This is a genomic window from Parashewanella sp. 2210YD4-3, from assembly GCF_056591735.1.
In genome coordinates, this window is the sequence record NZ_JBWQOG010000004.1 from 59,737 (window position 1) to 79,325 (window position 19,589).

The 19,589-nt window shown below is 41.0% G+C and carries 16 protein-coding genes and 6 tRNA genes; 11 read left to right on the plus strand and 11 right to left on the minus strand.

Annotation, left to right across the window (positions count from 1 at the left end):
* Window positions 1–1,311, minus strand: coding sequence for an acetyl-CoA C-acyltransferase FadI (gene fadI, locus AC1EU0_RS07420; protein WP_480301647.1), 1,311 nt, complete (start codon window positions 1,309–1,311; stop codon window positions 1–3).
* A gap of 477 nt (window positions 1,312–1,788) precedes the next feature.
* Between fadI and AC1EU0_RS07425 the strand changes: the two genes are divergently transcribed.
* The 8 genes from AC1EU0_RS07425 (at window position 1,789) to AC1EU0_RS07460 (ending at window position 10,188) form a co-directional block, all read left to right on the plus strand.
* Complete coding sequence (locus AC1EU0_RS07425; RefSeq protein ID WP_480301649.1) at window positions 1,789–2,745, plus strand: AAA family ATPase; 957 nt, start codon at window positions 1,789–1,791, stop codon at window positions 2,743–2,745.
* Window positions 2,746–2,963: 218 nt separating this feature from the next.
* On the plus strand, window positions 2,964–3,899 hold the full coding sequence (locus AC1EU0_RS07430) for a DUF58 domain-containing protein (protein ID WP_480301651.1): 936 nt from the start codon (window positions 2,964–2,966) through the stop codon (window positions 3,897–3,899).
* On the plus strand, window positions 3,896–4,378 hold the full coding sequence (locus AC1EU0_RS07435; protein ID WP_480301653.1) for a DUF4381 domain-containing protein: 483 nt from the start codon (window positions 3,896–3,898) through the stop codon (window positions 4,376–4,378). The genes AC1EU0_RS07430 and AC1EU0_RS07435 overlap by 4 nt, the downstream gene beginning before the upstream one ends.
* Window positions 4,372–5,367 carry a vWA domain-containing protein gene (locus AC1EU0_RS07440; RefSeq protein ID WP_480301654.1) on the plus strand — a complete coding sequence of 332 codons (996 nt, stop codon included), beginning with the start codon at window positions 4,372–4,374 and terminating at the stop codon, window positions 5,365–5,367. Before AC1EU0_RS07435 ends, AC1EU0_RS07440 begins: the two co-directional genes overlap by 7 nt.
* On the plus strand, window positions 5,364–7,244 hold the full coding sequence (locus tag AC1EU0_RS07445) for a vWA domain-containing protein (protein WP_480301656.1): 1,881 nt from the start codon (window positions 5,364–5,366) through the stop codon (window positions 7,242–7,244). Before AC1EU0_RS07440 ends, AC1EU0_RS07445 begins: the two co-directional genes overlap by 4 nt.
* Window positions 7,238–8,884 (plus strand): BatD family protein, encoded by a 1,647-nt coding sequence (locus AC1EU0_RS07450; protein WP_480301657.1) that lies wholly within the window; start codon window positions 7,238–7,240, stop codon window positions 8,882–8,884. The genes AC1EU0_RS07445 and AC1EU0_RS07450 overlap by 7 nt, the downstream gene beginning before the upstream one ends.
* A 40-nt stretch (window positions 8,885–8,924) precedes the next feature.
* A complete protein-coding gene (locus tag AC1EU0_RS07455; protein ID WP_480301659.1) occupies window positions 8,925–9,488 on the plus strand; it encodes a sigma-70 family RNA polymerase sigma factor in 564 nt (187 codons plus the stop codon).
* Complete coding sequence (locus AC1EU0_RS07460; RefSeq protein ID WP_480301660.1) at window positions 9,481–10,188, plus strand: DUF3379 family protein; 708 nt, start codon at window positions 9,481–9,483, stop codon at window positions 10,186–10,188. Before AC1EU0_RS07455 ends, AC1EU0_RS07460 begins: the two co-directional genes overlap by 8 nt.
* Window positions 10,189–10,239: 51 nt before the next feature.
* On the opposite strand, the gene AC1EU0_RS07465 is transcribed toward AC1EU0_RS07460, so the two are convergent.
* Window positions 10,240–12,336 (minus strand): ankyrin repeat domain-containing protein, encoded by a 2,097-nt coding sequence (locus AC1EU0_RS07465; protein ID WP_480301662.1) that lies wholly within the window; start codon window positions 12,334–12,336, stop codon window positions 10,240–10,242.
* Window positions 12,337–12,492: 156 nt separating this feature from the next.
* Here AC1EU0_RS07465 and AC1EU0_RS07470 point away from each other — a divergent pair, with 156 nt between their 5' ends.
* A complete protein-coding gene (locus tag AC1EU0_RS07470; RefSeq protein ID WP_480301664.1) occupies window positions 12,493–12,714 on the plus strand; it encodes a hypothetical protein in 222 nt (73 codons plus the stop codon).
* A gap of 18 nt (window positions 12,715–12,732) precedes the next feature.
* On the opposite strand, the gene AC1EU0_RS07475 is transcribed toward AC1EU0_RS07470, so the two are convergent.
* Window positions 12,733–13,296: a PhnA domain-containing protein gene (locus AC1EU0_RS07475; RefSeq protein WP_480301665.1), complete on the minus strand. Its 564-nt coding sequence runs from the start codon at window positions 13,294–13,296 to the stop codon at window positions 12,733–12,735.
* Between the two features lie 172 nt (window positions 13,297–13,468).
* Between AC1EU0_RS07475 and AC1EU0_RS07480 the strand changes: the two genes are divergently transcribed.
* The gene (locus AC1EU0_RS07480; protein ID WP_480301667.1) at window positions 13,469–15,697 is read left to right on the plus strand and encodes an ankyrin repeat domain-containing protein; all 2,229 of its coding nucleotides are present in this window, start codon (window positions 13,469–13,471) and stop codon (window positions 15,695–15,697) included.
* On the opposite strand, the gene AC1EU0_RS07485 is transcribed toward AC1EU0_RS07480, so the two are convergent.
* On the minus strand, window positions 15,691–16,209 hold the full coding sequence (locus tag AC1EU0_RS07485; RefSeq protein ID WP_480301669.1) for a methylated-DNA--[protein]-cysteine S-methyltransferase: 519 nt from the start codon (window positions 16,207–16,209) through the stop codon (window positions 15,691–15,693). The two genes, AC1EU0_RS07480 and AC1EU0_RS07485, sit on opposite strands and share 7 nt — an antisense overlap.
* Window positions 16,210–16,291: 82 nt before the next feature.
* Here AC1EU0_RS07485 and AC1EU0_RS07490 point away from each other — a divergent pair, with 82 nt between their 5' ends.
* On the plus strand, window positions 16,292–18,121 hold the full coding sequence (locus AC1EU0_RS07490; RefSeq protein WP_480301671.1) for an ABC transporter ATP-binding protein: 1,830 nt from the start codon (window positions 16,292–16,294) through the stop codon (window positions 18,119–18,121).
* A 231-nt stretch (window positions 18,122–18,352) separates the two neighbouring features.
* Here the strand turns inward: AC1EU0_RS07490 and AC1EU0_RS07495 are convergent.
* From AC1EU0_RS07495 to csrA, 7 genes are all read right to left on the minus strand, one after another.
* Window positions 18,353–18,444, minus strand: a tRNA-Ser gene (locus tag AC1EU0_RS07495).
* Between the two features lie 19 nt (window positions 18,445–18,463).
* A tRNA-Arg gene (locus AC1EU0_RS07500) sits at window positions 18,464–18,540 on the minus strand.
* Between the two features lie 24 nt (window positions 18,541–18,564).
* Window positions 18,565–18,641: transfer RNA gene (locus tag AC1EU0_RS07505), tRNA-Arg, on the minus strand.
* Between the two features lie 42 nt (window positions 18,642–18,683).
* A tRNA-Arg gene (locus tag AC1EU0_RS07510) sits at window positions 18,684–18,760 on the minus strand.
* A 28-nt stretch (window positions 18,761–18,788) separates the two neighbouring features.
* Window positions 18,789–18,865 (minus strand) — tRNA-Arg (locus AC1EU0_RS07515).
* Window positions 18,866–18,888: 23 nt separating this feature from the next.
* Window positions 18,889–18,980: transfer RNA gene (locus tag AC1EU0_RS07520), tRNA-Ser, on the minus strand.
* Window positions 18,981–19,244: 264 nt separating this feature from the next.
* Window positions 19,245–19,445 (minus strand): carbon storage regulator CsrA, encoded by a 201-nt coding sequence (csrA, locus tag AC1EU0_RS07525; RefSeq protein ID WP_480301673.1) that lies wholly within the window; start codon window positions 19,443–19,445, stop codon window positions 19,245–19,247.
* Window positions 19,446–19,589 lie beyond the last annotated feature (144 nt).

The following is a 19,589-nucleotide window of genomic DNA, read 5'->3' on the forward strand; positions in this document are numbered from 1 at the left end:
TTACTCCACTTCAACAATCATTGCAGCACCTAAACCACCAGCGGCACAAGCCGTCGCTAAGCCTGTACCGCCACCGCGACGTTTTAACTCTCTACATACTTGAGTGATCAAACGAGTACCAGTTGCCGCAAATGGGTGACCATAAGCAATGGAGCCACCAAGTACGTTAAACTTGCTCATATCAATTTCACCAATTGCACGAGATTGACCCAGCTTTTTTTCTGCAAACTTTTTAGAAGCAAACATTTTCATATTTGCTAATGCTTGAGCGGCAAAGGCTTCGTGCATTTCGATCAAGTCAAGATCTTCAAGCTGCATACCCGCATTAGCGAGCGCCTTTGGCGTGGCATAAGACGGTCCCATTAACATATCTTCCCAGACATCAATGGCGCTGAATGCATAACTCTTGATATAACCAATTGGGTTATAACCTAAAGCTTTTGCTTTACCCTCACTCATTAAAATAATGGCTGAAGCACCATCGGTTAATGGAGTTGAGTTAGCAGCGGTCACAGTTCCATGTTTGCGATCAAACGAAGGACGAAGCTTAGCGTAACTCGTTAAGTTAGAATCCGTTCGAACATTATTATCTTGCTCGATAAAAGATTTATAAGGCGGAACGTGAGCAACCATTACCTCATCTTTTAAAACACCTGACTCCCATGTTTTAGTAGCCAAAGTATGTGATCGGTGAGCGAGCTCGTCTTGATCAGCACGGCTTATCTGATGTGTTTTTGCCATTTGCTCTGCGGTTTGCCCCATACTTAAATTCGTTGAATATTCCGCAACGGCAGGAGGTACTGGCTTTAAGTCTTTTAAACCTAATTTTTTGATAATGTTCCAACGCTGACCTAATGTTTTCGCTTTTGATAAGTCCACTAAACCACGAGCAAAACGTCTAGAAAATTGAATCGGTACAACCGATGATGAATCCGCGCCACCCGCGATACCAATTTCGGCATTGCCCAGTAAAATAGATTCAGCGATATTCGCTGTTGACTGGAAGCTCGTCGCACAAGCTCGGGTGACACTATAAGCATCTGTATGTACATTCATACCAGTGCCTAAAACAATTTCACGAGCGATATTGGGTGCAGCTGGCATTTGAACCACTTGACCATACACCAATTGGTCAATCAATTTAGGATCGAGCTCCGAGCGAGAAAGCAACTCGTTAACCACCATTTTTCCTAAATCTAATGCTGAAATTCCGTGTAAAGCCGTTGCTTGCCTAGCAAACGGTGTTCGTAAACCACTCACAATCGCAACTCGTTCGCCGCGACCGTTAGTCAGTTGTTGCTTACCACCCATAAAAAACCCCTTTGAAATAATCCATACATTAGATCCTATAACCATAGAATAGATTTGAATGGAATAAATAAACCGATCTGAAAATGACTGATTTCCATTGACATCAAAAACTTGGTTCGAAAACGGAACTTGTCAGGCAACAACAGGTCAGACCATAAAACTGTGATCTGATTCTAACTATTTACGGATGAAATTCAAACACTCGTTTAGATTTATCTCATTATGAATAATGAGATAAGTACCTAAACATAGTTTTTTTCGCTTTATTGGCTTCCATCTCAAGCACTCTACTACGTTGTTCTTGCCTGAAATATTGTTGATATTTCTTCGCAAGAACGCCCTATTTAGTACTTAATGTGACAGCCAAAATTATCGAAAAACTTATGCTCAGGTACTTAACCGCTTGAACTTCCCATAAGTAAAATGATAAAAACATCATAAATCGTAGTCGAAGCATTTAATTTACTGAGAAAAATCATGTCTCTAAGCCGTTTTCAAACATTACGACAATATTTAAATACCGTGATCCTCGGCCAGCCGACACTCACTGAGAACTTACTTATCGCACTAGTTGCTAATGGACATCTATTAGTTGAGGGCCCTCCTGGCTTGGCAAAAACCCGCGCAGTAAAAGCTTTGTGTGATGGTATTGAAGGTGACTTTCATCGAGTTCAGTTCACACCAGACTTATTACCTGCTGACCTAACAGGTACAGATATTTATCGTGCTCAAACCGGTGCTTTCGAATTTGAAGCAGGGCCAATATTTCATAACTTAATATTGGCTGATGAAATCAACCGTGCGCCAGCCAAGGTTCAATCAGCACTATTAGAAGCCATGGCAGAAGGCCAAGTAACTGTTGGTAAAAACAGCTATAAATTACCAGAACTATTTTTAGTAATGGCGACACAAAATCCATTAGAAAATGAAGGGACTTATCCATTACCTGAAGCTCAGCTTGACCGTTTTCTTATGCATTTGAGTCTTGATTATCCAAGTGCTGAAACTGAAATGGAAATTTTGCGCCAATCACGCAAAGAAGCACAAACGCACCAGTTGCCGTCAATGGAACCTATTTCTCAAGCGGATATTTTTTCTGCTCGTGATGCTGCATTGGATATTTACCTTGCCGAACCGCTAGAGAAATACATCATCGATATCGTAATGGCAACTCGACAACCTCAGCACTTTAATGAAGACCTTGCACAATGGATAGAATACGGTGTCAGTCCTCGTGCAACCATTTCATTAGAACGGTGTGCCAGAGCTAGAGCTTGGTTGCAAGAGCGTGATTATGTCTCGCCTGAAGATATACAAGCAGTTGCAGCTAATGTGCTACGCCACCGTATCTTGTTAAGTTACCAAGCTCAAGCTGAAGGGATCAGCACAGATGATGTGATCCAAAAAGTGCTCAGCTTGGTCGCTGTACCTTAAACCTTTAATTTGCCATAAGTGAAGTCATACTACTTTTGATATAAAGGACTTACGTCGTACCTGCGAAGGCAGGTATCCAGTGGCTTTAAGTGAAAAGACACTAGGCTCCTGCCTTCGCAGGAGCGACGATAAATTTATAGGATTTAGTCCATATAGCTCTATACAAGAGTTTGAAGGAACGGCACTGAAAAAAGCTATAGTCACATAAAAGAGATACAATGATAACTGAACAACAATTGCCTCTATTTGCCAATGGTTATGAGCTTTCTGAAAAAGAACTGTTAGCCTGTCAGAACCTTGCTAAAGCACTGCCGAACATAAACCACCGAGCCAAGGCGGCTTTGGCAGGTCACCGAAGCAGTAATATTAAAGGCCGAGGCATGGAGTTCGCTGAAGTACGTCATTATCAACAAGGTGATGATGTGCGTAGTATCGACTGGCGAGTCACGGCTCGTACAGGTAAGCCGCATACAAAGCTGTTTGTCGAAGAACGAGAAAGACCAATTCTGCTATTTGTTGATCTTAGCCACAGCCAGTTTTTTGGTTCTCAATTATTACTACAATCTGTGCAAGCTTGTCACATAGCAGCGACATTAGGCTGGCATACTGTACAACAAGGTGATCGGCTCGGCGCATTAGTAGCAACAGAAACTGATCATGTAGAACTGAAACCCAAAAGCCGTCGTCATGGCATTTTACAGCTCATTTCTACCTTAAATGAGCTTCATCAAAATCAACTCGCAAATATTGATAATGACGACTATCAACCAAACCATGTGTTTAATGCCTGCATGCGCTTAAAACGATTAGCAAAACCAGGTTCCTTGGTGTGGATCATTTCTGACGGCCAAAACTTTACTCCCGAATGTATTGCCCCGCTCACTGAACTCAAGCGCCATTGTGAAGTAAAGGCTTTTTTAGTTACCGATCCGCTTCGTACAGGGCAACTAGATTTACCTAAGCAATTTAGTTTACCTATCAAACAAGGCAAGCAGAAAACAGTGTTAACTCGCCAATCGTATCAAACGTGGCTGAACAGCGAACAACAAAAAAGACAACAATTTTTATCACTCATGCAGCAAATACATGTTTACCCAAACTCTATTGATGCAGGCAAAAAGCTCAGTGAGCAATTGGAGCTGTTACGCCAATGAATGCCAATAATCCAGCATTAGCACAGTTAAAAGATATCCATACCCCTGAAGCAATTGGGCTCTGGCCACTTGCCATCGGATATTGGATTGTTATTGCCACAGCCATACTGCTGATAGTAATGACTTACCTACTCATTAAACGCCATAAAAATAATCAAAAGATAAAGAAGGCCGCTATGGCAGAGTTGCAGGCTATTCCACTCGACATTGACACTTATGCCGTCCAAGTTAATGCAATTCTCAAGCGTGCAGCGATGAGCTACCGTAACCGAGAAGATATCGCAGCTGTAGATAGCCATCAATGGTACCAATGGTTAGATCAAACCATGCCTAAATCACATCAAGGAAAAATTGCTAGCTTATTAGAAAAACGCTACCAAGCCACTCCGTTAACAAAAGAAGAAAAACAACAACTAAGCACTCTTGCTGCAATTTGGTTAAAGCAATCACTTCCACTTAAAAAGGAGGCCAAATGTTAACCATAATTTGGCCTTGGATTTGGCTATTGCTTCCCTTGCCACTTATTTTCAAACGCATAAAGCAAAAACAACACGGTGGTCACTTAAAATTGCCTGCAACCGGCACACTTACAGGTGTCCAACAACAAAAGGCTTCGACAAAAAAATACGGTTATTGGCTATTGTGGTTGCTTTTTTTAGCCGCCATTTGCCGCCCGCAATGGTTTGGTGATCCCATTGACCTACCGAGTAAAGGTCGTGACCTCATGGTCGCAGTGGATTTATCAGGCAGTATGCAAATTGAAGACATGGTACTCAATCATCAAACCGTAGATCGCTTTACCATGATCCGTCATGTTGTCAGTGACTTTATCCAACGTCGTAAAGGCGACCGCATAGGATTGATTTTGTTTGCCGATCACGCCTACCTGCAAGCACCTCTTACACTTGATAGACGTTCGGTAAGCCAATTTTTAAAAGAAGCTCAAATTGGGCTAGTTGGAAAACAAACCGCTATTGGCGAAGCCATTGGGCTAGCCGTTAAACGCTTTGATAAAGTAAAAGAAAGCAATCGAATATTGATTTTACTTACCGATGGCTCTAACAACGCAGGAGTGCTTGACCCGCAGCAAGCCGCCGATATTGCTGCCAAACAAGGGGTCACCATTTATACCATTGGCGTAGGTGCCGATATCTTAGAGCAAAGAACCCTATTTGGGCGTCAGCGCGTAAATCCATCTATGGATCTCGATATCAATGCACTAAAAGCCATTTCAAATAAAACCCATGGAAAATTTTTCCGCGCCCGTAATACTGAGGAATTAGAAAAAATTTACCATGAAATTGATAAGCTAGAACCTATCGCCCGTGATCAACAAACTTATCGCCCACGTTCTGAGCTGTTTTATTATCCTCTAGCCCTCATGCTATTGCTTCATGTATTTATGTGTCTCAGTCGATTACCCGCATTGCAAAATCTATCAAAAATTAAATCAGGAGAACAAAAATGATCTTGCATTTTATTCGTCCTGAATGGTTGTTTGCTCTCATTCCTCTTGCAATAGTACTGGTGTTACTTTGGCGCCATCAAGGAGGAAATACTGTATGGAACCGTTATATTTCTCCTCACTTAGCAAACTTACTTATTGATACTGGTGCACAAAACAATAAAAACTCGGTACTGTTATTAAGTGGTTTCTGGCTTATTTTGGTCATTGCCTTATCAGGCCCTGCTGTAACAAAACAAAACTTACCTGTCTTTGCCAGCACTCAAGGCCGAGTACTGCTCATGGATATGTCCTTATCCACTTATGCTACCGACTTACCTCCCAACCGCTTAACCCAAGAGAGATATAAAGCCATTGATTTGATCAAAGCGCTCAACGAAGGGGAAACTGGTTTAATTGCCTATGCTGGAGACGCATTTACCATCAGCCCGTTGACTCGTGATAAAGGTACGCTGTTAAATTTCTTGCCAACACTAACGCCAGATATTATGCCTGTGGCGGGATCGAGCCTAGCTTCTGGTATTGAGAAAGCGAAGCAGCTACTTACTCACGGCGGACATATTAAAGGCGACATCATTGTATTCACTGATGGTATTAACGAAAGGCAACTGCAACAGGCCAAAGCTCAACTTAGCGATCAGAATTTTCGCTTGATTATTTTGGCCTTTGGTAGTCAACAAGGCGCACCGATTCGTTTACCTGATGGACAACTATTAAGAGATAACGCTAACCAAATTGTGGTGGCAAAAACTCGATATGATTTATTAAGCGAATTGGCACAAGCAGGACAAGGAAGCATGATCAAATATCGAGCTGATGATGGTGACATCAAACAAATAACTAATCAGCTGAGTGTAAAAAAACAAGCAAAGTTGACTGACTTACAAGGTGAGACATGGCAAGACCTAGGGCCATACATCGCTTTATTACTTATCCCCTTTGTACTTATGTTGTTTAGAAATGGGGCCACTCTATTCGCTCTAATACTGTGTACAGGCTTATTAATGCCACAACCAGCACAAGCAATGGATTGGAACTCTCTATGGAAAACACAGAACCAACAAGCGCAAGAGGCGTATAACAACAAAGAGTATCGACAAGCAGCCAAACAATTCAATCAACCACAATGGCAACACAGTGCACAATACAAAGCTGGTGATTTCAAACAAGCACTGAAAGGCTTTGAGCAAGATGACTCAGCAGCTGGGCTCTACAATCAAGGCAATACGCTAATGCAAATGGGCAACTATGCCGAGGCTGAAAAACGTTACCAACAAGCACTTAAACAAGCTCCATCCATGGCTGACGCTCAGCATAATTTGGAGCTAGCGAAAAAACTGCAAAAACAGCAGCAACAAAAGAAACAGAACAGTAGCGGTGATAACAAACAACAAAACCAAGACAAAAAAGATCAGCAACCTCAGCAAAATGATCAACAGAATAACAAGAATAATGACGAGCAAAAATCGCAGCAGAATCAAAATCAGCAACAACAAAGCAAGCAGAATCAAGAGTCAGATCAGCAAAAGCAGTCTGGCAATGACTCTCAAGAGTCTGATGAGCAAAATAATAAGCCTCAACAGCAAAACCAACAAACAAATCAGGATGACCAGAAGCAAAAACAATCTGAGCAAGAGCAACAGAAATCACAGTCTGAGCAGCAAAAAGCGGATGAACAACAATCTAAAAAACAACAAGCCACAGCTGCAGAACAAAAACAAGATAATGGTGAACCTAAACAGCAATTACCAGCAAGTATGCAGAGGGCGTTAAATGCTATCCCAGATGACCCACAACTTTTGATCAGAAATAAAATGCAACTTGAGTATCAAAAACGTCGTCAACAAGGTCGAACAGTAGAAGGACAAGAACAGTGGTAAAACGACTCTTAACATTATTTATTCTATTGGTCAGCACTTCCTTTCCTGCTCTGGCTATCACAAAAATAGAATCATCGGTTGATAGAAACCCTGTTGTTAAAGGCGAGTATTTCATTTTAAACGTGACCGCTGATGACGAAGTTGAAGGCAAAACCCTCAACACCTCAGCCCTACTTAAAGATTTTATTGTCGGGCGTACTAGCGTGAGTCGAAGCACTCAAATCATCAACTTCGACGCAAAACGAGAAACTCGCTGGCAAATTCTGTTGGCTCCGAAACGCAAAGGCATCGTAAAGATCCCTAGCTTCGAAATCGACAATGTAAAATCGAATGAAATCGCTCTGCAAGTCGTTTCTGATGCAAATGCTAAGCAGAAGAATAAAGACGTTTACATCACCACTTCACTGAACCACCAGCAAGGTTACGTTGGCCAGCTTTTGCTTTACACCATGAAGCTTTATCTCGCCGTCGACTTGCAGCGTGGGGCGTTAAATGCACCTAACATTGATGATGCTCAAGTTAAACAAATAGGCAATGACAAAGATACAACCGAAATCGTCAATGGCCGCCGTTTTCGAGTCATTGAAAGAACCTATGGCGTTATTCCAAACAAGGCTGGAAAATTAGAGATTAGTGGAGCAGGTTTTAGTGGTGATGTGTTAACCAATACTCAACCAAGCCGAGGTTTATTTGGCTTTAATGAAAGTCGCCCAGTGCTATTAAATGCAAAACCACAGTCCATTCAAATTTTACCTAAACCCGCTGATTATTACGGTGATTGGTTGGTCTCTGATTTAGTGGTTCTGAAAGAAACGTGGCCAGAAAACAAAAAAGTGTTTGAGGTTGGTTCCCCTATCACGCGAACCATCAAAATTTTGGCTTCGAATACTGACGATGCAAGTGTTCCAACACTTAACCTAAGCTACTCTAACGCGTTGAAGAGCTATCCTGAAAAACCGGTACGGAAAACTTATGTTCGTGGCAACTCTTTGGTGGCTGAAGTAAGCCAAACAGTGGCTATCGTTCCAACCAAGTCTGGGACCTTTACCTTGCCAGAAGTGCGCGTTCCTTGGTGGAACCCAATCAAGCGCAAACAAGAATTTGCAACCTTGCCTGCAAAAAAAATAAAGGTTATTGGCTCTGTACCTGCACCAGAGCCACAAAAACCTATCGCACCATCTCAAGCTCAAACGGCAACAACGCTTACACCAGTTGAATCAGCAGGTTATTGGCCTTGGGTTTCACTTGTTTTTGCCGCTCTATGGTTATTCTCTACATTTATGTGGTTGCGACAAAGCCGTCAGTCAAACGTACAAAAGATGGCAAACACTAGAGCATCTACTCGGTGGTCTGATATCTCCATAAAAGAGATTGAACAAGCCTTTAAAGCCAAAGAGTATGGTAAAGTGCTAACTCTGCTCCAAAAATATGCTAGCCAACGCCAAGGAACGACATTGAATTTGTCACAAGTGTCCCAAGTGTCAACAGAAATTCAACAAGCGATAGAGGAACTACAGGCTGCTCAATATGGAAAGAGTCAATGCCAACTAACGGTCAAAGCTCTTCGGGAAGCCATTGAGTCTTTAAATGCATCTAACGCGAAAAAAAATGACAACCATTTAACGCCTCTAAACCCTTAACGATCTAAGGTATGGCGTTCAGCCCAAAAAGAATGCAAAAATGTTGAAACATTTTCGAAATAAAAAGGCGGATAGTACGGTCTCTATAGACATGATTACTAAACAACGCCGTTACGAGAGCCTAGTTCGTGCCCTGAACACTGATTTATACCGATATGCATATTGGTTGTGTGGGGACAAACATGTTGCTGAAGACGTAACTCAAGAAACCTTTTTACGCGCATGGAAAGCTTTGGACTCCTTAAAAGATGACAAAGCAGCCAAGGCTTGGTTGATCACGATTTTACGTCGTGAAAACGCTCGTCGGTTTGAACGTAAGCAATTTGATTATTCCGATATAGAGCAAGACCATCTAGAAGATGTGTTTTCAGGCTCTAATGAGCAACATGCTGAACAACATTTATTAAGAAGACAAATTGGCAATTTAGAAATGGAATACCGAGAACCTTTGCTACTGCAAGTTATCGGAGGTTTTACCGGAGATGAAATTGCCAGCATTCTTGATTTAAATCGAAATACAGTCATGACTCGACTCTTTAGGGCGCGTAACCAATTGAAAGAAGCAATGGAAAAGACAGAAACAAGGGGGCTATCGCATGGATGAGTTAGAATTTCGCCGTAAAGCTTATGCTGAACCGCATAGTCAAGACGAAGCTTTTTTAGAAGCGGCAAACGCAGACTCTGCTAAACATGACTTTCTGAGTGACTTGAAGTCACTGGATAATAAAATTGCGGATGCGTTGAACGTATCTCCCCCAGAGGATTTAACTGAGCGCTTGATTTTACGACAGCAGTTAAAGCAACATCAAAAAGTTAAACGCACCACAAGCTTTGTGGTGTCAATGGCAGCTTCCGTCGCCTTTGTCGCAGGTGTAACCTTTACTATGCTGCGCACTGGTGAGATTGATTTATCAAGCTATGCTATTGCGCATCAACATCATGCTCCTGAGCACGTTTCTGCTTCAAACGACATTAGCTTTGCTAAAATCAACCATGAGCTAAATGGCATAAAAGGGCTAAAAGGTGGGCACTTCACAAAGCAACCTGGGCAAGTAGTGTTTGCGAAATATTGTGATTTCCAAGGCATCAAAGGCATGCACCTTGTTATGCAAAACAAAACGGGTGGGCAAGTGACTGTTTTCATCATTCCGAATGAAGATAGAATGATTGCGAAATCCAATTTTGAAAAAGACGGCTTTGAAGGCATGACGTTCGATCAAAATGGCAATTACATGATTTTAGTCGGTAAAGAAAAACAAGATCTTAATTACGTTAAACAAGAAATTAAAGATACGTTTATCTAATCGATTATAAGCACATATCACAGGCTCTCCTTATTGAAGCAGAGCCTTTTTTTAAGAAAAAGTTTTAGCCAAAAGCGTTTTTATCCTAGCTGCTGCTCGCTTGTCTTTTAAATTATTAGCCAACAGGTAGGCATGTTGAAGCATGGGTAATGGTGCATTGGGTAATACTATATCTATGATTTGGACAAAAAAGTGCTTCCCATTTTTTAGCAGCACATCCACTACGTCAACGTTTCCAAGTTTGATAGCTAAATGTAGTGGTGTCTCTCCACGGTTATCAGCGAAATTCGGGTCTGCGCCAGATTCAAGTAATAAATGAACCATATCTAGCTGTAATTGTTTAGGTGTGGCGTTACGACTTATTGCCCAATACAAAGCAGAGCAGCGTTTGACTGAACCAAACTTATTAGCATCCGCGCCAAAATCAAGTAATATCCGTAATTTCTCCAACTGTGCATGCTCCGCTGCATACTCAATTAAATATTTACATCTATCGAATTGAAATAAATACTCATGTGTAATACAAAAGTCTGGATCGCCATTATTATCCAATAAAACCTTTAATACGAATGGACTTACAGTATATTCAAGTGCCAAAAACAGGGGTGATTCACCATTGTAGGCAAGAAGATGAGGGTTCGCACCTTGCTCAAGTAATGTTTTAACTTTCTCAAGTTGATTGGTTTTTACGGCGATATGCAGTGGACTAAATCCACAAAAATCCACCACATTAATCATATCTTTCGGGCATGAATTGACTAATCGATGAAACACGCTATCAGAGGTGTGTTCAACAGCAAAACCTAATAAAGTTTTATTTCTCAGTTGAACTAATGAAGAATAAAAGTAGTGGTTTTGATACTTCAAATCAGGGATGTATGGTTCCCATCGTTTTACTTCTGCAATTCGTTCCTTTAATACCGAGTCAAAATAAATACCAGCGTCTATTTTTTCACGTAATTGTTTGCAAGCATCATTATCATTTTCGACTTGTACTAGATAATCCGTAAAAAGAGCGAGCAAACATACCTGAGTAGATTGAGCGGAGGAACCTAACAGCTCAGCGAGTTCGAATGGAGTTAAATCTTCAGAATTGAGAACCTCCAATGCAGCCCCACCTTTCAACAAAAACTTTACGGTGTCCGCATTGCGCTTTAACAATGCAAGGTGGATAGGGTAATTGCCATCCTTATCGGCAATATTGATATCTGCACCATTAGCACATAATAATGTTAAGATTTCATTATGGCCATTAACGACAGCCATATGAACAGCCGTATGCCTATCTCCTATATGGCATGGGCGATTGATTGATAAACCGCGACTTCCCGATTTAAACATCATCTGCATAATCATTAAACGGTTTTGTTTGGCTGCAATGTGAAGCGGTGTTATCCCCTCTTCATTCTGCTCATCCAACAAATAACTCTCGAATTGCTTATCGTTAATAAATAGCTCCATGCATTTTTTTGCATCATAGTGAGCAACTAAATGAAACAGCCCTGTTTTTGGCGGAAACACAATACGACCTTTCTCATCGCAATAGTTTTTATGTAACCAATGACTAATTTTGGCTCCCTGACCTAATAGCGACTTTGCCATATCGGCGTTATCATTGATACAACACAGCATTAAGGGGGTCATTCCACAATTATCGATTACATTTACGTCCACCTCCTTTGTTTTTAATAAGGCTACTGTTTCTTTTGAATTAACTCTCACTGCATGATGAAAGAGCACTTCACCAGAATGAATAAAAATACGATCAGCTAAAACACTTTTTGGAACCTGCTCCATTTCAGTAACATTGCCAGCGGCAATCGAATTTTGCATGAATGAGGTTGTGTTTAAATGCTTTTCCAAATCCACCAGTAGCTCTTCAGCTAATTCATCATGTCTTGTATTCACTGCGGGGGGCTCATGACAGCAACCATACGGAGTACCTGTCATAAAGCGCGCAATACTCCATACCACTGACTGCTTTTTAGGAGGCGTCAGTACATATCGAAATACACCTACTTGCCTAGCTGAATCATAAAAAATAATCGAAACTGTCTTCTTACGTTCAAATTTTAATCCCTGACAAAATTCATATTTGTTATCAAAATCCCACTGCTTTTCATAGGGCAATCCAATCGTTACTGACATGGGCAACTCACAAGCTTTGAATGAGTTAATGAATAAACCATGATTTGAGATGACATTAAAATTAATTAGTGTTCATCTCACTTTTTCAAGTTACGAGTACGCCCAAAAGTCTGAGTTTGATATAATGCTGAAGTTGAATTGCTTAAATGAAAAAATATGTCTGATTTTGATAAAATTAATAAACTCACGAGCCAATCATTTAAAAAACAAAAAGGCTTGATTAAACGAGTATTAGCGGGAAAGGCAAATCAATGCCCTGAGTGCAACAAGGATCTGACTTTGGTGCTACCGGAACATTCGCCAGAAAAAAAGTCGGGGATTTATTGTAAAAAAGGTTGTACCGACATCGAGCTAGAACTCGATGCCGTTAAGAAATAGATTCTTAATTAAAACTGATTATGACTTCTTCACATACTGAGTCAGGATAACGATACGAGTGCCGTTAACTCGTCCTTCAATATGCTCAGGATTATTGGTTAAAGAGATATTACGCACTGATGTGCCACGTTTAGCAACAAAACTGGTGCCTTTTACGTTTAAGTCTTTGATCACCACAACCGTATCACCAGCGTTTAGAACAGCACCATTACTGTCTACGTGCTTGATGTCATCGTCATCATCCGTCACGTCTTCATCAACCCAAGCTTGTAGCTCTTCATCGAGATACAACATATCTTTCAAATCTTGAGCCCATGTTTCACTACTCAGACGATTCAACATTCTTGCTGACATCACTTGAACTGCTGGCACTGTACTCCACATACTGTCATTTAGGCAGCGTAGGTGATTCACATCAAAATCTTCAGTCTTGGTGACTTGTTCAGAACAAACTGAGCATAAGGCAATTTCAGTACCTGACTGAGAGCTAGAACTTACATCAAATGCAGCTAATTCACTTTCCGAACTACACAATTCACACTTACCACCACAACGAGTGGTTAACTCTTTTGATAACGCCATTGAACTATTTACTTAAAACTTAAAGGTGCCGCGATGCTATCACTTTTTTAGCCCTGAAAATAGCGAGAGGCTAACAGCTCCAACATCTAATTCGACTATTAAAGAAAATTAACTAACCATATAACGCCAATTTGATATAACTAGCTGAAATATAAAACGGCATAGTGATCTCATGAGCATTGAAACTCAATTTAGAAGCGGCCCAGCCTCTTTACAAGACCCACAAAAAGTAGATGAGCCAGCAATCGAACTAGACGAAAAAGACGTTAAAGGCGTTAAAGACGCTGAAAACGATGAATATGTACTTGTAGAAGAGGATCCTCTGATACCTCTAGCTTTATCGAAAACATTAAGTAGTATCATCGATACTCAAGTACCTGACGCTATAGAAAACCAAGAACTAAAGGCATTGTTGAAACAGGTAGAAAAGCAACCAAAATGTACAACCACCCTCTTTGATGCAGTCACAGCAGCTGCGAGTGACCAAAGCTTTACCACGCCTGTCTCTGGTACGACCACAGCAGAATCGCAGCAACCATCTGCTGTTTTAGAAAAGGTAAAAGAGAGCCAAGCTAGCTCGCAAACACAGTTAGAACCTGAGAAGGCTACATCAACGTTACCTACAAAGAAAACAAAAAAAGCACTGAAAGACGATAAAAAAGAAAAGCTAGTTGTCCGCATTCCGGAAAAGTTAAAGGTAAAAGAGGATGTTATCACCAGCAAACGGTTTAGCAACAATTGCCTAGTGTTAAATAAAATCATCGAATTACTAAACACAAAGCAACTTACAAAAACACAAATACGCCAACTGATATTGCAACTAACGCCTTACTATAGAGGTTGGCTACCCAATGTTGAGTTTACTTACCACCGTTTACTACTTTCTCTCTCAGCTAATAACAGTGAAAAATTTGAACAGGCTCAAGCTCAACTACTCGAGCAAGTCATCGATTGCTTTGTCATTTCAAGCGAATCATCCATCAATAATTATACTTATAGACAACCATTGAAATGCTTAGTTGTTCATGAACTAGGTATACCTATTCCTGACTTTCAACCCCGATGGAAAGTAAGGTATTCTGATAGAGATGCTTTATTGTTTTGTAATCTAGTCCGATGCTGTATTTTTCCACTGGCAATTCAACAACTTTCAGGTGATATCGAGTCACAAGAACAGGAAAATACAGATCCGCAAGAGCCCCATAAAGATAGTATTTCATTAGGAAGTATCGATGGGTATCAATTTTTTCAAGCAAAAGAACTTACCTATTTATACAAAGCAGAAACCGACCAACTGGCTCCTGTAGAATTAGATGATTTACCCTCTGATGTTTCTTTGCTTACATTACAAGACGCTTGCGGAATGATCCATCAAGCTATTTTTAGAGCTGCAGCCTTTGAAGATGTATTCAATCATATTTGTAAACCTCCAGCAAAATCATACCCAAGCGTGAATCAAGATTATAACCAAATGTGTTGTGAGATCCTCAAGCTACAGCCAATCATTTGCTTAAATTTACGAACTCAAGTTGATGAAAATTTTAAAAAGAGTGTATTAAGTTGGGTTAAAGGACATGAGAACAGAGCAGATCTTATTCAAAGTTTAACCATGATTAATAATCCTGATATCCGCATTGCTATCATTCAAAGAGTTCTATTGCTTGATGCTGACTACGAGCAATCTTCTATTTTTAGTTACTTGCTCTGCTCTGACTATCAACATTTTACAGCGAAAATGTTAGATGAAACTCCACCTAAATTTAAGCAAGCTGCGCTTTTGAATGCCGCAAAATCAGGTGATTTGGCAAGCGTAAAAGTTCTAATAGATAACGGTGTAAGCCCAAGTTGTATTAACGATAATGGTCACACTCCTATGCAATGTGCTGCAATCATGGGAGAAAAAGAGGTCGTAGAATATCTTTACCAATTAGATAGTCAATCACAGCCTTTGCATCTCCACCCTACTCCACTCTATCTAGCTGCAAGGTATGGTAATTTAAACGTCGTAGAATATTTAGTTCAAACAAACCCAGATTTACTCTATCTTCCTAAACGCTCTCCTTTGCCTATTCATGGCGCCTGCGATTATGGACAAAATAAAGTAATTCAATTTTTAATTAACAAAGATCCCAAGTTACTTGACGCAGCATGTTCATCATCAGGGTGGCAGCCATTGCACTATTTGGCTTTTCATAAAAATATTGAGGCTATACAAGCCATTGAATCTCATATTACCTATGCTCATCTATTAGAGAGGAATAGCTTTTTAAGTCCAACAGTAGGCGCTCCTGCACAATTAGCGGAGCTAGGTGAAGACAAAAATTGCTTTGGTTATCTACTAGAGTTAGAAGCGCGCCGTAAGCCGGCAAGAAGGCATTTTATGAATTGTCCTATTCAATAACCTTCTAGTCCCAACAAGGTTCGTTTTATCTCAATCCCATAAGCATAACCGGTTAACTGGCCGCTTTTGCCAATAATTCGGTGGCATGGAACTATAATCGCAATAGGATTCGCACCATTTGCAGCTCCAACTGCCCGAACAGCTCTTGGTCGTTTTATGTGTTCGGCGATATCACTGTAACTCGCCGTTTCACCAAATGGTACTTTAAGCAACGCCTGCCAAACTTGCATTTGAAAATCAGTTCCATGGGGAGCAAGGGATAAGTCAAACTCATTTCTAAGGCCGTCAAAATATTCATTAAGCTGCACACTTGCATTTTCAATATGTTCGTCTGCCAATGATCTTTGTGGCTCATCACTAGGTGCCAAATTTAATGATTGTTCATTTAGCTTTAAATGCGTCAAACCATTTACATTGGCAGCTAGTAGCACCTTACCTAACGAAAAATTAATAAGCTTCGATACAATCGGCTTCGCTGTGTCTTTTACTTTTATGTTATGAAATTTCAACATTTATTAGTTATCCATAGTTGCCGATTTTTGAATCTACAGTATGCTGAATCGTTTTTCGACTATTTTTAAATTTAGGATAAGTATGTTCAAGCGATTTGAGTCATGGGTCGATCCTCTTCCCACTGAAGGCCACACTCAGCCACCAAAAGGTATTTTAGCGTTTTGCCTGCACCACACTAAGGGCTATCGTTCCCAATTAGCCATCATGTCTGTACTTACAGCCCTACTCGCTATTTTAGAAGTGTCGTTATTTGGATTCATGGGTCAATTGGTCGATTGGCTGATAAATAAAAACCCAAATACCTTATTGCAAGAAGAAGGCATGAAACTACTCGGGATGACGATACTCACTCTGGTTGTCATTCCATCATTATCGCTCCTGCATGGACTTATCGTTTACCAAGGGCTAATGGGCAACTTTCCTATGTCGATTAGATGGTCATCCCATAAGCACCTGCTAAACCAAAGCATCAGTTTCTACCAGAGTGACTATGCTGGTCGTGTCGCCACTAAAGTTATGCAGACGTCATTGGCAGTTCGTGAAACAGTGATGAAGTTATTGGATGTTCTGGTTTATATTCTGGTGTATTTCACTTCAATGTTAGTAATGATTGCTTCTGCTGATTGGCGTTTAGTGTTACCAATGTTTGTTTGGTTAGGTTGTTACATAGGTATTCAATATCTATTGGTACCAAAATTAAAAAAAGTCTCGACTGAGCAAGCTGATGCACGTTCTACCATGACAGGTCGAGTGGTTGATAGCTACACCAATATCGCCACGGTAAAACTGTTCGCTCATACCGAAAATGAAGCCGAATACGCTAAAGATTCGATGGACGGGTTTCTAAAAACCGTTTACAAACAAATGCGGTTAGTAACCAAAATAAATGTAGGGGTTCAAACTCTTAACTATGTGCTGGCATTCAGTATCGCAGCGCTTTCAATCTGGCTTTGGAAAGAATCAGCAATCACAGTAGGAGCTATTGCTATTGCGGTAAGCTTATCCCTAAGACTCAATGGTATGTCGCAATGGATCATGTGGGAAATCAGTGCACTATTTGAGAATATTGGTACCGTTGCTGATGGCATGAAAACCTTATCTAAACCCACTGAAGTGGTGGATATTCCGAATGCTCCAGCGATAAAGGTTACCCAAGGGCAAATCGACTTTAATCGAGTGCAATTTCATTACGACCAAGACAAACCTGTATTTGATGATTTAAATCTCTCCATCAAGCCCGGTGAAAAAGTCGGATTAGTTGGGCGATCAGGTGCAGGTAAATCATCACTGGTAAACCTTTTATTGCGTTTTCATGATCTCAACGATGGCTCAATCAACATTGATCATACCAATATCAGCCAAGTCACCCAAGACTCTTTACGCGCCCAAATAGGCATGGTGACACAAGATACCTCGCTTCTGCACAGAAGTATTAGAGAGAACATTCTATATGGCCGCCCTGATGCCACAGAAGAAGAGTTACTTGATGCCATCGATAAAGCACAGGCTGGCAGCTTTGTTAAAGATTTATCAGATCATGAGGGCAATCATGGCCTTGATGCGTTAGTCGGTGAACGTGGAGTAAAACTTTCTGGCGGGCAGCGACAACGAATCGCTATTGCGCGAGTACTACTTAAAAACGCTCCAATTTTGGTACTTGATGAAGCCACATCTGCACTGGACTCAGAAGTAGAAGCCGCTATTCAACAAAGCTTATATCAATTGATGGAAGGCAAGACCGTTATCGCTATTGCACATCGCCTTTCGACCATTGCGGCAATGGATAGGCTAATCGTATTAGATGAAGGAAAGGTCGTTGAACAAGGCACTCACTCTGCGCTTATCAAATCTGGTGGTATATACGCTCAACTGTGGGCGCATCAAACTGGTGGATTCTTAGGGGTTGATTAGTCATACCAATTACAGCAATTAATTGGTATGAATGGTATAGAAGTAATTGTGTGATAAGGCAACCGTCTGTGACAGGATGTCACAGTCGTGAGCACATGGATGTGCGCTTCTGTTGACGTTCACACAATTGCTCTTTAGCTAATTCAAATACTAGAAAATTAATAAATGCAGGTTAATTAAATTGAAAAACTGAAATTAAAAAGAAGTGAAGAATGGGAATTGCAAAAGTAATGGCGGAGAAGGAGGGATTCGAACCCTCGATGGGAGATAAAGCCCATACTCCCTTAGCAGGGGAGCGCCTTCGGCCACTCGGCCACCTCTCCGTGGTACTTTTACTTATTATGGTACGCGTGAGAGGATTCGAACCTCTGACCGCCTGGTTCGTAGCCAGGTACTCTATCCAGCTGAGCTACACGCGCATCGATAATAAAGTTTAGTAAATATGGTACGCGTGAGAGGATTCGAACCTCTGACCGCCTGGTTCGTAGCCAGGTACTCTATCCAGCTGAGCTACACGCGCATCGCTATTTACTATTTTTTTAGATATTAACATAAAATTGAATGGTACGCGTGAGAGGATTCGAACCTCTGACCGCCTGGTTCGTAGCCAGGTACTCTATCCAGCTGAGCTACACGCGCATCGACTTCAAGTTCACATTAGATTTGATGGTACGCGTGAGAGGATTCGAACCTCTGACCGCCTGGTTCGTAGCCAGGTACTCTATCCAGCTGAGCTACACGCGCTTCAAAAATATCTAATAAGAAAATGGCGGAGAAGGAGGGATTCGAACCCTCGATGGGAGATAAAGCCCATACTCCCTTAGCAGGGGAGCGCCTTCGGCCACTCGGCCACCTCTCCGTTTTCTTGGCGCACATATTACTGTCTGAAGGAAATAAGTCAAACCCTTTTTAGTTGTGTCGATCTAACTGCCCTGTTTTTAATCACATTGTCTTAGGTTTGTGCTTATTTGCGTAAATTATGTAGTAAAAGTGCAAGTTTGGATAGGTTTTGATCTGAAACGGTGAGTTTTGATATTTAAAAGATCATTGGACGTTTTTACCAGTATGGTAAAAAAAAAGCCAGCTAAAAAGCTGGCCTTCAATAAACTGCAAATCCCTATTATCAGAAATTGCCGCTACTTTCCTCTGATGAATTTTCTTTCTCAGACTGAATGCGTTGGTAGATCTCTTCACGGTGGACTGATACTTCTTTAGGTGCATTAACACCAATACGTACCTGATTACCTTTTACACCTAGTACAGTGACGGTGACTTCATCACCAATCATCAATGTTTCACCAACTCGACGAGTCAAAATCAGCATTCGATCGCTCCTATTTTTCCATTACAGCGTACATCCGGCACATCTCCGATTTCCGCCTATTATAAGGTCAGCTTGGTCTAAATTAATAGTATTCAATTGAGAAAACGTCATTAAATGGCGATTTGTGGCTATCAAATGAGTAAT

What these genes read in the sequence shown, in the direction of transcription:
- fadI (WP_480301647.1), bottom strand. Translation starts at nt 1,311, where the DNA reads ATGGGTGGTAAGCAACAACTGACTAACGGTCGCGGCGAACGAGTTGCG.
- AC1EU0_RS07425 (WP_480301649.1), top strand. Translation starts at nt 1,789, where the DNA reads ATGTCTCTAAGCCGTTTTCAAACATTACGACAATATTTAAATACCGTG.
- AC1EU0_RS07430 (WP_480301651.1), top strand. Translation starts at nt 2,964, where the DNA reads ATGATAACTGAACAACAATTGCCTCTATTTGCCAATGGTTATGAGCTT.
- AC1EU0_RS07435 (WP_480301653.1), top strand. Translation starts at nt 3,896, where the DNA reads ATGAATGCCAATAATCCAGCATTAGCACAGTTAAAAGATATCCATACC.
- AC1EU0_RS07440 (WP_480301654.1), top strand. Translation starts at nt 4,372, where the DNA reads ATGTTAACCATAATTTGGCCTTGGATTTGGCTATTGCTTCCCTTGCCA.
- AC1EU0_RS07445 (WP_480301656.1), top strand. Translation starts at nt 5,364, where the DNA reads ATGATCTTGCATTTTATTCGTCCTGAATGGTTGTTTGCTCTCATTCCT.
- AC1EU0_RS07455 (WP_480301659.1), top strand. Translation starts at nt 8,925, where the DNA reads ATGTTGAAACATTTTCGAAATAAAAAGGCGGATAGTACGGTCTCTATA.
- AC1EU0_RS07460 (WP_480301660.1), top strand. Translation starts at nt 9,481, where the DNA reads ATGGATGAGTTAGAATTTCGCCGTAAAGCTTATGCTGAACCGCATAGT.
- AC1EU0_RS07465 (WP_480301662.1), bottom strand. Translation starts at nt 12,336, where the DNA reads ATGTCAGTAACGATTGGATTGCCCTATGAAAAGCAGTGGGATTTTGAT.
- AC1EU0_RS07470 (WP_480301664.1), top strand. Translation starts at nt 12,493, where the DNA reads ATGTCTGATTTTGATAAAATTAATAAACTCACGAGCCAATCATTTAAA.
- AC1EU0_RS07475 (WP_480301665.1), bottom strand. Translation starts at nt 13,296, where the DNA reads ATGGCGTTATCAAAAGAGTTAACCACTCGTTGTGGTGGTAAGTGTGAA.
- AC1EU0_RS07480 (WP_480301667.1), top strand. Translation starts at nt 13,469, where the DNA reads ATGAGCATTGAAACTCAATTTAGAAGCGGCCCAGCCTCTTTACAAGAC.
- AC1EU0_RS07485 (WP_480301669.1), bottom strand. Translation starts at nt 16,209, where the DNA reads ATGTTGAAATTTCATAACATAAAAGTAAAAGACACAGCGAAGCCGATT.
- AC1EU0_RS07490 (WP_480301671.1), top strand. Translation starts at nt 16,292, where the DNA reads ATGTTCAAGCGATTTGAGTCATGGGTCGATCCTCTTCCCACTGAAGGC.
- csrA (WP_480301673.1), bottom strand. Translation starts at nt 19,445, where the DNA reads ATGCTGATTTTGACTCGTCGAGTTGGTGAAACATTGATGATTGGTGAT.